Annotated in this window: 13 protein-coding genes; 1 reads left to right on the forward strand and 12 read right to left on the reverse strand. The window is 41.6% G+C overall.

Annotated elements, in window-relative coordinates:
* Position 1: 1 nt before the first annotated feature.
* The 5 genes from L1272_RS07890 to upp all read right to left on the reverse strand — a co-directional run bounded on the left by L1272_RS07890 (position 2) and on the right by upp (position 6,755).
* On the reverse strand, positions 2 to 1,771 hold the full coding sequence (locus L1272_RS07890) for a sugar phosphorylase (RefSeq protein ID WP_235373147.1): 1,770 nt from the start codon (positions 1,769 to 1,771) through the stop codon (positions 2 to 4).
* Positions 1,772 to 1,783: 12 nt separating this feature from the next.
* Positions 1,784 to 3,004 carry a glycosyl transferase gene (locus tag L1272_RS07895; RefSeq protein WP_235373148.1) on the reverse strand — a complete coding sequence of 407 codons (1,221 nt, stop codon included), beginning with the start codon at positions 3,002 to 3,004 and terminating at the stop codon, positions 1,784 to 1,786.
* Complete coding sequence (locus tag L1272_RS07900) at positions 2,997 to 4,739, reverse strand: HAD-IIB family hydrolase (RefSeq protein WP_235373149.1); 1,743 nt, start codon at positions 4,737 to 4,739, stop codon at positions 2,997 to 2,999. Before L1272_RS07900 ends, L1272_RS07895 begins: the two co-directional genes overlap by 8 nt.
* A 138-nt stretch (positions 4,740 to 4,877) precedes the next feature.
* Positions 4,878 to 6,116, reverse strand: a complete 1,239-nt coding sequence (locus tag L1272_RS07905; RefSeq protein WP_235373150.1) for a uracil-xanthine permease family protein — start codon at positions 6,114 to 6,116, stop codon at positions 4,878 to 4,880.
* A gap of 9 nt (positions 6,117 to 6,125) precedes the next feature.
* Entirely contained in the window at positions 6,126 to 6,755 is a 630-nt protein-coding gene (gene upp / locus L1272_RS07910; protein WP_054562437.1) for a uracil phosphoribosyltransferase, read from the reverse strand.
* Between the two features lie 192 nt (positions 6,756 to 6,947).
* Here upp and L1272_RS07915 point away from each other — a divergent pair, with 192 nt between their 5' ends.
* A complete protein-coding gene (locus tag L1272_RS07915) occupies positions 6,948 to 7,766 on the forward strand; it encodes an ABC transporter substrate-binding protein (RefSeq protein WP_235373151.1) in 819 nt (272 codons plus the stop codon).
* Here L1272_RS07915 and L1272_RS07920 read toward each other — a convergent pair.
* The 7 genes from L1272_RS07920 to L1272_RS07950 all read right to left on the reverse strand — a co-directional run bounded on the left by L1272_RS07920 (position 7,763) and on the right by L1272_RS07950 (position 15,200).
* Positions 7,763 to 8,734 (reverse strand): Gfo/Idh/MocA family protein, encoded by a 972-nt coding sequence (locus L1272_RS07920; protein WP_235373152.1) that lies wholly within the window; start codon positions 8,732 to 8,734, stop codon positions 7,763 to 7,765. The genes L1272_RS07915 and L1272_RS07920 overlap by 4 nt on opposite strands.
* 2 nt (positions 8,735 to 8,736) lie before the next feature.
* Entirely contained in the window at positions 8,737 to 9,528 is a 792-nt protein-coding gene (locus tag L1272_RS07925) for an aminoglycoside phosphotransferase family protein (protein WP_235373153.1), read from the reverse strand.
* Between the two features lie 161 nt (positions 9,529 to 9,689).
* Complete coding sequence (locus L1272_RS07930) at positions 9,690 to 11,945, reverse strand: acyl-CoA dehydrogenase (RefSeq protein ID WP_235373154.1); 2,256 nt, start codon at positions 11,943 to 11,945, stop codon at positions 9,690 to 9,692.
* 253 nt (positions 11,946 to 12,198) lie between these two features.
* Positions 12,199 to 13,731, reverse strand: coding sequence for a phospholipase D family protein (locus L1272_RS07935; RefSeq protein WP_166340764.1), 1,533 nt, complete (start codon positions 13,729 to 13,731; stop codon positions 12,199 to 12,201).
* Positions 13,732 to 13,889: 158 nt separating this feature from the next.
* Positions 13,890 to 14,084, reverse strand: coding sequence for a (2Fe-2S)-binding protein (locus tag L1272_RS07940; RefSeq protein WP_054554573.1), 195 nt, complete (start codon positions 14,082 to 14,084; stop codon positions 13,890 to 13,892).
* 310 nt (positions 14,085 to 14,394) lie between these two features.
* Positions 14,395 to 14,850, reverse strand: coding sequence for a type II toxin-antitoxin system YhaV family toxin (locus L1272_RS07945; protein WP_054554597.1), 456 nt, complete (start codon positions 14,848 to 14,850; stop codon positions 14,395 to 14,397).
* Positions 14,851 to 14,870: 20 nt separating this feature from the next.
* Positions 14,871 to 15,200, reverse strand: coding sequence for a type II toxin-antitoxin system PrlF family antitoxin (locus L1272_RS07950; RefSeq protein ID WP_062565737.1), 330 nt, complete (start codon positions 15,198 to 15,200; stop codon positions 14,871 to 14,873).
* Positions 15,201 to 15,357 lie beyond the last annotated feature (157 nt).

The following is a 15,357-nucleotide window of genomic DNA, read 5'->3' on the forward strand; positions in this document are numbered from 1 at the left end:
ATTACTTATTACTGAGCCATACAGCTTGATATGGGGTTAGCGACATTGTTTTTGTCTGCTCGGTAATTTGCTCACCGCTAATTAAATCTCGCCATTGCTCGGTACCAATCAAATTTAAGTCGGCAAGCGTAAGCGTTTGCGGCTCGTCACTAATGTTATAAACACAAAACATACTTTGCGAACGATTGATGCTTTGTCGCCAAAAACCAAAGAGCCCTTCGCTTAAATGTAACGTATATTGCGTCGCATTGGGGTGAAATGCACTTTGCGCCTTACGAATAGCCATTAGGTTTTTCATCGCTTTAAACACAGTACGATGATGGGCATTTTCGTTACTTAACTTTGCCAGTAAATCTGACTCTTGCCAGCGGTGACGATTAATCGCTCGGTTATGTTGGCTGTTTTCAAAGCGTTCATAATCATTGGTAGTGCCGAGTAAGCTATGAATATACAAACCTGGAATACCCTCAAGCGCAAACATAATTGCATGCGCACATAAAAAGCGTGCAACACCCCATTTATCTGGGCCTTTATGGGTGCCCTGCAGTGCATCAAATAAGGCAATATTTAACTCATAAGGAGTATTGGTGCCATCTGGTGCGGTTCGTAATGAGACTTTACCGCCATATTTCGCAGTCGTATTCACCATTTTGGCAATTTCACTTTGCTCCAACAAGCCTTCAACGGGGCGCAAGCCAATACCATCGTGTGAAGCTATAAAGTTAAAGTATGCCGTCCCTTCTTGAGGAGGTGGCATACTCATCATCCAGTGTTTTAATGCGGTACTGTCGCCACTGAGTAAGGTATGTAATAACAGCGGTGGTAATGAAAAGTTGTAAATACAATGCGCTTCGTTGGCATTACCAAAGTACGATAGGTTTTCGCGGTTCGGGATATTAGTTTCTGTGATAATAATCACATTAGGCTCAAAATGCTCAATAAGGGTGCGAAGCAGCCTGATCACTTCGTGTGTCTCAGGCAGGTTAATGCAGCGGGTATTGAGTTTTTTCCATAAAAAAGCCACCGCATCAAGGCGGAATATACGTACACCGTTATCTAAATAATGACGAATAATGCTGACAAATTCATTAAGCACATCTGGGTTAGCAAAATCAAAGTCGACTTGGTCATGACTAAAGGTACACCACACATGTTGCAAACCGTCTTTAGTTTCAACCGCCTGTAAAAGGGGCGATGTTCTCGGGCGAACAACTTGCACAAGGTCATCACTCTGGCTTGCCGTTTTAAAATACCCTTTTCCCGGCTCTTTGCCCTGAATAAAGTTTTCAAACCAAACGCTGCGGCTAGAGCAATGGTTGATCACCAAATCTGCCATCAACCTAACATCCGCTGAAATATCACGGATATGTTGCCAACTACCTAACGCTTCATTCACTTGCACATAATTCATTACCGCGAAGCCTTCATCTGAGCTATATGGGTAAAACGGCAAGATGTGCAGTGCATTAAGTTCAGGTAAGCATTGGTTTTTTACAAAGCGATGTAACGTAAGCAAAGGAGGCTCTTCAGGCTTAGCAACGGCGTCATCCGTATTAGCATGACGAATAATCGAATCACCGTAGGCAATTAAAATCATATCTTGCTCATCCCAACGGTTTTTATGCGGCGTTGGGTCTCGAACAGGATCATCACCTAACATGGTATTGATTAATCTATCTGCGAGTTGTTCAAGCGTTGTTGATAGCTCAACCTCGCCGTAGATACAGGTTAAATGCTGAATAACCCTTTGTTGCAAAAGCTCTAAAGTCACGTGCCTTCCCCGTTAAATATATTCTTTGTTATCAAGCTCTACGGCTTCTTCTAAACGAGCAAACACCTCCGGCATTGCCGAAGCTACTCGGTTCCAACTCGGCACAAAGGGTGCTTCCATTGGGTTTTCTAAAAAGTGCTGACCCGCATTCATAATATTTTGAGCAAACATTTCAACGGCTTTTTCTTCGTGGTGAATATCAAGTGTTAAGCCATTCATTAACGCATCGTTGTGATAGGTTTCAATAAAATCGAGTGCAATTCGGTAATAGGTTGCCTTTAATGAACGAATCGTTTCTGTCGTAAAGGTAACGCCTTGGGTAGCGAGCTTTCTGAATAAAGCTTTGGTGATATCAATCGACATTTTCGACAAGCCCGCCGCTTGGTTTTCTAGCGATAAATCTTGGTGTTTATGATCATAGTTATCAGCAATATCGACCTGACATAAACGGTTATGCGAGTAATTGCGATACATCTCTGATAACACGCCAATTTCTAAGCCCCAGTCACTTGGAATACGAATATCGTTGAGTACATCACGGCGGAATGAAAACTCACCCGCTAGCGGGTAACGAAACGAATCCATATATTCTAAGTAATCGTTGCTGCCTAATATTGTTTTGAATGAACGCAATAACGGCGTTACTAGCAAACGTGACACGCGGCCATTAATTTTGCCCTCAGCGGTGCGTGGGTAAAAGCCTTTACAAAATTCATAGTTAAAACGAGGGTGAGCAACGGGGTAAATTAAGCGTGCTAAAAGCGCTCTGTCGTAAGTCAAAATATCACAGTCATGCAGTGCAATTGACTCTACTTTTGAGGTTGCCAACTTATAGCCCATGCAATACCAAACATTGCGACCTTTACCTAGTTCTCGTGGCGCAACACCCAATTTTTGTAGTTCTTTATCAAGAGCTTGTAAACGCGGGCCATCATTCCAAAGTACCTTATGAGGCTGATCAAGCTCCGCAAAAAACTGCAGTGCATGGCGATATTGGCTTTCATCAGCGCGATCTAGACCAATGGTAATTTGCGATAAATAAGGCACATGTTTCAGCTCTGCAATTATATTTTGCAAAGCGGGTCCCTCTAGTTCACTGTAAAGCGAGGGTAAAATTAGGCCCATTGGGCGTTGTTTTGAAAAGCTCAGTAACTCTTGTTCTAGTTCTTCTACTGGGCGGTCAGCAATATTGTGTAAGGTCGTGATAATGCCATTTTGATAAAAATCAGCCATGAGATTGCTCCTGTTTTGCTGCAAAACGCGCTTTGATGATAGTTAACGCAGAAACTTCTTGAACCCAACCTGCTGGGGCTGGTTTTTCGCTGAGCTGCCATGCTTTTTGTAATATTTGTGATTGCACTTGGCTGCCAGGGTTATTGATTAAAATAGCGGTGTCGGCCGCCTTTAGCATGGCTACATCGTTTTGACTGTCGCCAAGCGCTATCACAGTAAAAGGATTGCGATAGGCTTTTTTGAACTGATTTAACAGCCACTTTTGTGCAAGTCCTTTATTGTTACCTTTAGTTAAATGGATAAAACGGCCGCCAACAAGCACTTCGTAGCCTGCTTGGCTCATTGCATCTATAAAACCTTGCTTTTCTTCATCACTGCCCGAAAAACAAACCGGATCTGAGTACTGTCTTTGTAGAGCCAATTCACTTTTATCGACGGGGAGTCCTGTTAATTTGGCTATTTCTTGTGCACTAAATTGACTAAATAAGCGTACACAATGGCTAAATTGACTGGCATATTGTTTAAGGTCGTCATGCAATTTATCGGTACTTTGCGTCATGGCAAAGCGCCAATAACCTTTATATTCATCACAGCCAATTGGCTTTACTTTGAAATAGTCTTTCGGGATATAAACAGCCGCACCATTTTCCACAATAAAGGGTTGGTGATGATCCAAACCTTTTTGAATATCAGTAACTTCAGCAAAGGTTTTGCTGGTATTAAAAACCACATTGACACCGGTATCATTCAACTTTGCCAAAAATGGTTTGATCACTCCACATTCGTAACTGTCGTGATCGAGCAATGTGCCGTCTAAATCAGTAAAAATAAGTGGTTGAGCAATCTGGTCTGCGAGAAGTTCCATCTTGGTGATATCACGCTCAGTATCAAGCAATAGTAACGCATCAACGCTGTACGCAAGCGTGGCTAAGTTTTCCCGCGTAATACGTTCAAAATGAGAGATAAAACGCTTTAAACTCACTTCGTCATATGTGCCCTGCCCTTGGCCTTTTTTGGCAATTAACTTATGCTCTTGTTCTAAGCGCCACGCATACACATCTTCGAATGAAGGCGCTTTTAACATAATGGTGTAATCGGCCATTGCGAATACATGTTGATATTCATTCGCTAAGCAACTATTTACGCAGCGGCGCCAAATGCCGTCAGCATCTTCTAGTTGCTCTAATTCATTTACCGGAGTTTGCAGTTGATAAGGCTGTTGGGGCGTACTGGCTACACACCAGCCTTCAAAAAACACGATATCAATCGGCTTTTGGTTACTAGGCCACTGCTCTTTTGGCACTGGATCATCAGTTAGCTTATCAAATTGAGGTAATGGCACATCCACTTTACCAGCCAACAAAGCTGATAAGGTTTGTTCCATTAATTGCGTATCATGCGTACCCGGTACACCACGACTCGCAAACAAAGGATGAACATCTTTAGCAAGCTCGTTGCGTGCATCACGACTTAAATAAAAGTCATCGATTGATAATGACACGCTATTAAATTCGGTATTGCTATTAACCCAAGTCACTAAGAAGTCAGCGAGGGTCGTTTTACCTGAGCCTTGGCAGCCGTTAATCGCCACCAGCATAGGTTGGCCGGTCATTTTTGCGCTTAAGATATCGTGCGCGAGGGGTATAAAAAACTGCTCACTTAAGTATTGATACTTGAGTGGTAACTGATGCTTCGCTAAAAACGGGGTAATATCCACAACATTTGCCTCTTGCATAATCGCTCCTACCAGTATGACATAGAGATAAATGCAGTTAGTAGACCAGTTTTATAATTCCTTAAATTTTAGTTAGTTACAAAAAAAGCGCATATTTAATGCGCTTTTTTGGTGCAATATTAAAGCAGTTTTTAAGTTCTAATCAGCTTGTTGCACTGCTTTGGGGAGAACAGCATTTAAGATAATCCCCAAAATTGCGCATAAGCTCACACCTTGCAAACTAAACTCATCACCACCGATATGCATGCCACCAATACCAAACACTAAAATCAGTGCGATGATAGTCAAGTTGCGAGGCGCGGTAAGCTCTTCACCTGATTTTACTAAGGTATTTAAACCAACAACGGCAATTGAACCAAATAGCAAAATCATGATGCCGCCCATCACAGGAACCGGAATCGTTTGTAAACCAGCACCCATTTTTGCCACAAACGCCAGCACAATAGCGATGATTGCAGTCCAAAGCATCACTCGAGGGTTGAAGTTACGTGTAAGCATTACCGCCCCCGTTACCTCAGAGTACGTTGTATTAGGTGGACCACCAAAAACCGATGCCGCAGAGGTTGCTAAGCCATCACCTAGTAAAGTGCGGTGTAAACCCGGTTTCTTTAAATAGTCTTTACCTGTTACTTGGCTAATAGCCATCATGTCGCCAATATGTTCAATTGCTGGCGCAATAGCCACAGGCACCATAAATAAAATAGCCTGCCATTTAAACTCAGGATAAGTAAATGCCGGTACTGCAAACCAGTTTGCTTCGGTGACCGCATTAAACTCAACAATACCTATAAATAACGAAGCAAGGTAACCTGCTACAACACCAGCAAGAATAGGAATAAGTTTAAATACACCTTTACCCCATACCGCAAAAATCAGCGTAACCAGTAATGATAAACCAGACACCCAAATTGCTTGCTCATAAGGAACTAATTGTGCACTGCCATCCCCTGCTTTACCCATTGCCATATTCACAGCGACGGGGGCTAAGGCTAAACCAATCACCATGATCACAGGGCCAACAACCACAGGCGGTAACACCTTATGCAGTGCATTGACGCCTTTAAATTTTACAATCAAGCTAAGCGCAACATAGCAAAAACCTGCCACCATTAAACCGCCCATTGTTGCGGGAATGCCCCACATTTGTACCGAGGCGATAATAGGTGCAATGAAAGCAAAAGACGATGCTAAAAAGATAGGAACTTGGCCTTTGGTAACCACATGAAACAACAAGGTTCCTAAACCTGCGGTAAATAAAGCCACATTGGGATCAAGGCCTGTTAGTAACGGCACAAGTACTAGTGCGCCAAATGCTACAAATAGCATTTGTGCGCCAGTTAGAATGGTTTTTAACGAAAATGTTTGATGATTTTCCACGTGAGCGCCTTACACTGTGCCAAAAATCTTGTCACCGGCATCTCCTAAGCCTGGAATGATATATCCTTTTTCGTTTAAATGACTGTCTAAAGATGCTGTGAAAATTTCAACATCAGGGTGGGCTGCAAGGGTTTTTTCTACGCCCTCTGGTGCTGCCACTAATACAATCACTTTAATATCTTTACAACCTGCTTTTTTAAGCATATCGATAGTTGCAATCATTGAACCACCGGTTGCAAGCATTGGGTCAATAACAAGGCTTAAACGCTCATCAATTTTACCAACCAGCTTTTCAAAGTAAGGTACTGGCTCAAGTGTTTCTTCGTTACGCTGAAGACCAACAACACTTACTTTTGCAGCAGGTAATAACTGCATTACGCCATCCATCATACCAAGGCCGGCACGAAGAATAGGCACAACAGTAATTTTTTTACCTTTGATATGTTCTACATCTAATGTTGAACCATCCCACCCTGTGATTTGAACGCTTTCTAATGGTAGGTTTTTTGTTGCTTCGTAAGTAAGCAAGGTACCTACTTCAGACGACAGCTCACGAAAACTTTTTGTGCTAATACCTTCTGCACGCATAAGGCCAAGTTTGTGTTGAACTAACGGATGAGTAATTACATGGATAGACATAAGTAGAACCTAAATGAGATAAATTACGCCTATTTTAGCGCAAAATAGTCTTCTCGACTGCAAAAAATGCATGCTCACCGCATTAATTCTTTGAATTGGTCTAAAATCACACTATCAGCTGCAAATATTAATTTTTTTGCAACAACACGCACCGGCAATGTTTAACATTTTATTTATTTTGGGCCCGCAGTAATGAAAACGTTTATCTTCACTTCGATACTACTTTTGTGTATTTGCCTACCGGTCCACAGTGAAACACTCGATATTCAAGTTATGGCTGACTTTGTTCCGCAAGATGGCGGTAACCCTGAAAATGAGGCCACCACCTTTTTGCTGGCTGCCGCAGCTGAATTAGGCGATGAAATCAGCCTACATTTTATACCTGCAAGCCGCTTAAGAGAGTGGCAACAATTAAGAAAAATGAACAATGTTTGCTTGTACAATAAATTAAAAACCCCAGAGCGTGAAGCTCATGCAGTGTTTAGCCAGTACCCTCTAATGGCATTTCCTTCAAATAAACTGGTGGTATTTAATAAGCCCACCATTCCAGACGCCATTACCCTACTACAAGCTATCTATTACTATGACTTAACAATTGGCGTCACTAAAGGTCGTTCATACTCAGAAGAGATTGATAAGTTTGTCCGTTTAAATGATGAGCACTTTTTTATACTCGACGGGGCAACAAATGCATCAAGGCTCGGGCAAATGTTATTTCAAAATAAAATTGATGCCGTTTTAGAATACCAAACTGTATTTAGCAACCGTTATAAACGTTTCCCCGGTCTGAGTAGTATTCGTTACATCAGCCTTAAACCAGAAAAAGCCGCGGTGTTTGGTTATATTGCATGCTCACCAACAGAGGTCGGCAAACAAGCAATCGCACTGTTCGATAAAGCGCTTAAAACAGAAAAAGTACGCACTTTAATTAGTGATCGTTTAATGGCGCTATTTCATGAAGGTGAAAACACACAAATTGTAAATGCCTTCAATGCAGCGTTTGAGCACTAAGCCGATAAAATCTGCTCCATAACCCAACTTGTGTGTAATGCAGTTTCACCAGTTGATGGGTGGGGTTGCTGAGCATGAAAATAGTTCGCCATGTTTTCAACATGATATTGTTGAATATGTGCAGGGTTATCAATTACGAACTCTAGTTTGCCCTGTGCGTTGTTAAGCAAAATCGGTTTTTCGTCAAAAACACTAAAGCTAAGCTCGCCTTCACTGCCAAAAATCATCACATCATCAAAACGATTAGATGAAGCAAAGTTCCAGCTCCCAGTGCCTGTAACACCAGATTGATGCTGCCAGTGCGCGATAATAGCATCGAACGCAGAATATAAGCCTTGTTGATTAGCACATAAACCATGCACCTTATTAAAATCACCTAAAAGGTAAGCAAGTAAATCAAGACCATGGCTGGCTAAATCGTCAAAGTAACCTCCTCGTGCCACGTTTTGATCTGTGCGCCAGTTGTATTCACCCGACAAATCAAGAGCGTTAGGAGCTTTACTTAAATGCCAACTTACATGACGAGGCTTACCAATGGCACCTTGCTCAAGTAATTGTTTAACGTGATTAAAGCGTGGTAATGAACGGCGATAATAAGACACAAATAGCGGCTGTTTAGCCTCTTTAAATGCTGTAACAATGTCAAGGCTATCTTGATAACTTGGCGCCAGTGGCTTTTCGATACAACACGGTTTACCTGCCGCAGCAACCTCAAGAGCAAACGCTTTATGGCTATCTGGCGGCGTGGCAATATACACGGCATCAACACTGTTATCGTTAATGAGTTCGCTCGGCGATGCGAACACCTTTGCAACATTGTGGCGTTTAGCATAATCATGGGCTTTTTCTAAGTCGCGGCGTGTTACCCCAATAAGCGCAATACCTTCTGCTTGCTGATAAGCAGGGCCACTTTTCACTTCGGTTACAGCACCACAGCCGATAATGGCAAATCGCATTGGCTTATTCATTGCTAATCCTTTATTTTTAAGTACGTTACAAATTGCTGCTGCATGTAGCCGTTTATTTTTGCATGAGCAGGGCTCCAACCTGCTAAAAAGCGATAAAAATCGCTCCATGCGTAACACCAAAGCGCTCGCCAACTGCTAACAACATGCGCTGGGTTTACATTTGGTTGATAACGTTTTAGTGCCTGTGTGAGGGTGTCAAAATAGCGATTTAAATAGTCATCTGCAACTGATTTTAATGCCGTATCATTTAAGCAACTGCCTAAAAAATACATGACATCAATCACCCCAACACCCCTGCCTACATATTGAAAATCATAGCCAAGAACATGCTGGTTTTGTGGCGCAATAGCAAAATTGGCAAGCTTAGCATCACCATGAATTAATGTTTGGTAAGGTGACTCATTCAACGCAGTATCAATAGCGTGTGCCTGCGCTTTTAAACTTAAATCGCTCATACGCTTTAGCTCATCGGGCCGTGTTGCTAAATGCCAATAACTACCTCGCGGCCAAAGGCCATCGGCAGAGCTTGCTAAATGAAAAGCATGAAAGTGTGCAAGCCAGTTTATAATTGCTTGAATGTCGCTGTGTGTAGCACTTGCTTGCAGGTAGCCAAGTGCACTGAAATCACTAAATAGCAGTGCTTGCTTACTGCCCTCTTGGATTGCCTCAATACAGTGGATAGCCGCAGCTTCATGGGGTAATTGCTCAGCGTAATGCCTATACCAATTAAATTCGACTAAGTAAGATTGCCGCTTGCTGTAGCTCTGTAATGTTTGAAAAGTGAGAAGTAACAAATTGCCTAAGATCCATAACGCTCTGTAATTTATATAAACCGATGGCAATGGTAGGTGATATTGGCTATTGGTACAACGACCTATAAACAATAAAAAACCCGTGCTAAGCACGGGTTTTCGAAGATAAAGTCCTAATACTGCTCAGGACTTGCATTGTTGAATTACTCGTTTACCACACTTTTAAGTGGGTTTACTGGCTTTGCATTGTCATCCAGTAAGTTCATGTCAAAGTCAAACTCATCAACACGAATCGCTTTTTCACGTTTCTTGTTGTAATCAATCAGTTTTGCATACTCTTCTTCGTTGATAACACTTGCAACAAGTGCATTATCAAGCGTTTCTGCAAAACGAACACCCGGCTTAATAGTTTTAGCACGCAGTGCTTTTTTAACTTTTGCAAGTAAATCAAGGCACGCCATTTTCGCTTTGTACGCTTGCTCATTGATGTAATGACCATCACCTTCAATTGGATTAACCAAGTGAGTGATTTGCGCTTTAAATGCCGTATCCATTTGCGCTTGAGTGGCAAGTTCACGGATTAAATCATCGCTGATCTTAGGCATTTTCAATGAGTAGTTCATCGTAATGAAACGCATAAACTTACGAGTACCACTTGCAGGGAAGTTATCTAAGAACTTATGCAATGCTTCTTCAGCGCTTTGTAGTGCAAAGCGAGTCGCATAGTGGAAGTAAGGCGCAGCTTGCTCACGTTCACTGCTTGCTACTTTTTGCTCGTAATATTTAATTGATGCCATCGCCGCATACAAGAAGCTCATTACGTCGCCTAAACGTGCAGATAGCATTTCTGCTTGCTTAAGTTTGCCGCCCAGTACCAATAACGAGAAGTCAGCGTAAACTGCAAGTTTTGCAGATAGTTTGTGCGCTGCTTTTTCGTAAGCACGTACTTCTGGTAGTGACGATTTAGCACCCGCAGTAAACGGTAATACACCTAAACGGAAAGCTCGTAAGCTGTTAGCTACGCTGTAACCCACTGTTTTACGTAAAATGCTGTTAAATTCTTTATCTGCATTTTTGTCTTCGCTGTGGATAGACTCAACCATAGATTGCAGGTAAGGGTGACAACGCATTACACCTTGACCAAAAATCATAAGGTTACGAGTAAGAATGTTTGCACCTTCAACCGTGATTGCGATTGGTTGTGCAACATAACCACTAGCTAATGTATTTTGCGGACCATTTTGAATTGCTTTACCTGCTTGAATATCCATTGCTGAATCAAGCACGTTACGACCAATTTCTGTCATGTGGTATTTCGCAATCGCAGTGACGACAGATGGTTTTAAGCCCATGCCTAAACCTTCTGTTGTTAATACACGCATTGCTTCTTGAAGATAAGTTTTACCTGCGATATCAGCAAGCTTCTCTTGAATACCTTCGAATTGACCAATCGCCAGACCAAACTGCTCGCGTACTGCTGCGTACTCAGAAGCACCTTTAAATGCTACCTGTGATGAACTAACACCTAGTGCCGGTAACGAGATACCACGGCCTGCACCTAAACAGCTAACCAGCATCTGCCAGCCACGGCCGATGTTCTTTTGACCACCAATGATGAAGTCCATTGGTACAAATACTTTTTCACCGCGAGTCGTACCGTTGTAAAAACGGATACCCATAGGATCATGACGATTACCAAGTTCAACACCAGGGTGATCTTTAGGAATTAGCGCACAGGTAATACCGAGGTTTTCTTTGCCACCGAGCAAACCATCAGGGTCAACTACTTTAAATGCTAAACCTAATACTGTCGCAATTGGCGCAAGTGTGATGTAGCGTTTGTCCCAGGTAATTTCTAAACCTAATACTTCTTCGCCATTAAAGTGACCACGTTTAACAACACCGATATCTGGAATACCACCCGCATCTGAACCCGCTTCTGGGCTAGTTAGTGCGAAACATGGAATATCACGACCATTTGCAAGACGCGGTAAGTAGTGTTCTTGTTGCTCTTTAGTACCAAAGTGAAGTAATAGCTCACCTGGGCCTAATGAGTTAGGAACCATCACGGTTACCGCAACCGCAGAACTCTTAGTCGCGATAGTCGCAACGATTGTTGAGTTTGCATATGGGCTGAATTCTAAACCGCCGAATGATTTAGGAATGATAAGCGAGAAAAAGCGCTCTTTTTTCAAGAAATCAAGAATGTAGTCAGGAAGATGAACACCATTTTGAATTTCAGAATCATCAATCATTGATAATAATTCTTTCACTGGGCCATCTAAGAATGCTTGCTCTTCAGCGCTCAGCTTAGCTGCTGGCACGTCACGAAGTGCATCGAAATCAGGTTTACCTTGGTAGATTGAACCTTCTAACCAAACATCACCCGCATCTAACGCTTCTTGTTCTGTAATTGAAATACTAGGTAATACTTTTTTTAATTTTGTACGTAAGCTCATAATAAACTCATCCGACCAGATAGTAATACCTACATTACGTCATAAAATAAGCAATAGATCAATTGGTCCAACCAGTTTTTTTAACATTTTTTTATATTTATTTTTTCTTTGCATGCTAAGCACTTGAATACAATGGGTTTACACGTGTAAGCTCAAACGCTATTTTTTATCCCAAAATGGTTAACAACTAATGGCTGACAATAAAAAGCCCAACTAAAAAGTTGGGCTTAGGTGTAAATGCTGAAGGAATGCTTTATAGCTCATCCTCGATAGGGAATAACGAAATAAACCACACTTGAAAGCGTCGCCAAGAAGAAGTTTGTGGCTCTTCATCAAATTGCTCATTACTCACTGTGTCGAGCCAAACTAAATCATCATCCTTTAAATCAACTTTCCAAGCATACTCAGCCATATCAGTATCAACCCACTTTGATAGTGATCGGCTTAATTTAGAGCTGTTGATCAATACACCCATTTCAGTATTTAAATCAAGTGAGCGAGGGTCAAGGTTCATGGTACCGACAAAGATCTTTTCATCATCAAAGGTCATGGTTTTTGCGTGTAGGCTTGCTTGTGATGACCCAGTAACCTTACGCCCTGCTTTGCGCTTAACGGCCATCAAGTCACTTGGCTTTAATTCCCAAAGTTTTACCCCTCCAGAAATTAAATCTTTGCGGTACTTTTTATATCCTGCATGCACAGCTGAGACATCCGTGGCGGCTAGTGAATTTGTTAGCACAGTAACGTTAACGCCCTGCCGCACCCAGTTTGTTAGCAACTTAACGCCTTGCTCTTTGGGAATAAAGTAAGGCGAAATGATAATAACTCTTTGCTGTGGTTGCCCAAGTCTTTTAAGTAAACGTGGCGACATATTTGACGACTTTTCACGTACATCATTTAAAACCTTATCAGGATGGTCAAAAAACAGCTCTGAGGTTTGCCAGTCAAATGTAATTTCGTCATCAAGCAAGCGTTTAACAAACTCGCTTTCATGCAGCTGCTGAACATAATTGCTCTGTCGGTTTTGTTCAACATAGCTCGACAATGTTTTAGTGATATCTATGAGTGATTGTTCATCACGTTTACCGTGTAAATCTTCAACTGGGTAAGACAATTGATGATTCCAATATAAATCAAATGCTTTTGATGCATTTGGAACAATTTCACCAACACTCATAACATCTAAATCAATAAACTCAGAATGATCTTCAGCCGAAAAGTACGCATTACCAATGTTTCGCCCACCAGTAATAAAAATACGATTATCGACTATAAAGCTCTTATTATGCATGCGCCTAGAAAGCTGTCTAAAGTTGGTAATAAAGCCGAGCGCCCTAAAACGACGGTTAGGGAATGGATTAAATAATCGAACTTCAATATTTGGATGTACAGCCAGTGCGGCTAAATCAAGCTCACTGTCGGCTTGCGATAAGTCATCGAGCAACAAGCGAATTCTTACCCCCCTATCTGCGGCTTTTAATAAAAAGGCCGTAAATAAAATGGTGGTTTGCTGCCTGTGGTATAAATAGTACTGCACATCAATGGTGTGCTCTGCAGAATCAATGAGCGCCAACCTAGCTACAAAGGCATCGACCCCATCTGCTAAAGGATAAAACCCTGATAACCCAGGATGATTATTACCCACTGCATCTCCTATGGTACTGGGTGTATCTGCTGCAATGGCATAGCTTGGTTGAATGGACTCTCGTGAAGGTAATTGCGCGCAGCCCGCGGTGATTAAAATGAGTACTGCACAAAAAAGTGATTTTGAAGAGTCTATTATCATGGCTTCCTACCAATGACCGTGTGATACACGTATCTGCTTTGTTATAACCCTAATAAATGAAGGGGTTAAAAGCAAATAAAAACTCGTAAGTATGGGGATTAATTAGAACAATTAAACGAAGGAAAAATTGTTAAGCACGCATGCTTAAGAGCAAGTAATTACGCTACTTGCTCAGTGATATCTGCAATTTCGATCAGTTTGCGATTAAGAATTTTTTTACAACAACCGCAACACTTGCCGCACTGGCTACCCACTTGCAGCTCTTTTGATAAATCGCGCATTGTCATAGCGCCATCATCAATTGTTTGTTCGATTTTTTTATCAGTCACACCATGACATAAACAGATATACATGAATGCAAACCACTCTCATTTCTCTTGATGGTCAGCATATTAATCTAAACGGTAATAGTTCGCAATAGTGTTATAGGCAATATTTGCATAACTTTTATACTGAAATTTCATAAATGGCACACAGCTAAAAATTTTCCCTTATGATTTGGGCAGTTAGTTAAAGGCGAGTAAAGAAAAATTTTTAACTTTTTTGAGGGGTGGTTAGTGTTGCAGTTGAAAGAAAAAGAGAGGATGGCTCAGATACAGAGCATTAGGCGATGAAAAAACAAAGAACCCAACACTTCAACAACTGGAAAAACACGCGCCTTGATTATGGGAAGAGCAACTCGTCCTTAGCTGCTTTTAAAAGTTCATCCCATCCCTCAGGTGGATGACCAGAATTTAACATCTTTTCGAATACTTTGTAGGCATCGGTTTTACTACCGTATGCACGTTTATTATTTTCATCATTGACCCATGCATAAACGATGATTTTTGACCCTAAATGATATCGAAAAAACAAACGGTATTGTTGGAAGAACTTTGCTCGAAACCAGTGCTTGTTATCATCACCTAATGTGCTTCCTTGACGAAACTCAGGGCTGGTAGGATCGTGCGGTATTAGTTCAAAGATTAACCGTTGAATAGCGGCTAATCGTTTCGTGGCATTTTTTTTAAGGTAGCCCTTTGGATCTTTATTCCGAAGAGCCTCAACTTGAACTTTAAGGCTTATGTATTGCTCTTTAAACAATGGATGAGTGTAAAGTGTCCAACCATTTACGACCATTGGTATCGTTTTTTGCAAACTTACTCGTCCTCATCCAATAACGGAGCATCTAAATCGATTTCAACACCTTCAATCAACACATCAACGTTTTCTCGCATACTTGCTGATAACGGTTCTATTCTTTCAGGATGAGCCTGCATATCACGCGCTATGAATGATAAAAACTCGCCAAGTACAGGATCGCTTTCTTGCACTGCTGCACGCGAAATAACAACGCTGCCATCAGATTGAATCGTGTATTTAATTTTATCTTTTTTACCTAAGTGCAACGCCTTACGAACAGGGCTAGGCACCGTAGTTTGAAAACGGTCTGTCAATGTTGATTCAGTTTCTAAAGCAACTTGTGCCATAACAACCTCTGTCTTTTATTTGCTTCATTAGCTTTGATTTTAGTACGAACGAACAGGCAATGCAAATGCATTACCCTTTAAAAATGAGCTAGAAAATACTCAAGTTGCTTAATGCTGTAAGGGGGGACTTGTCTAGACCTCAGCTAGCTGAGTGTGC

Source organism: Pseudoalteromonas sp. PAST1, from assembly GCF_021532515.1.
Classification (GTDB): Bacteria; Pseudomonadota; Gammaproteobacteria; order Enterobacterales; family Alteromonadaceae; genus Pseudoalteromonas; species Pseudoalteromonas simplex.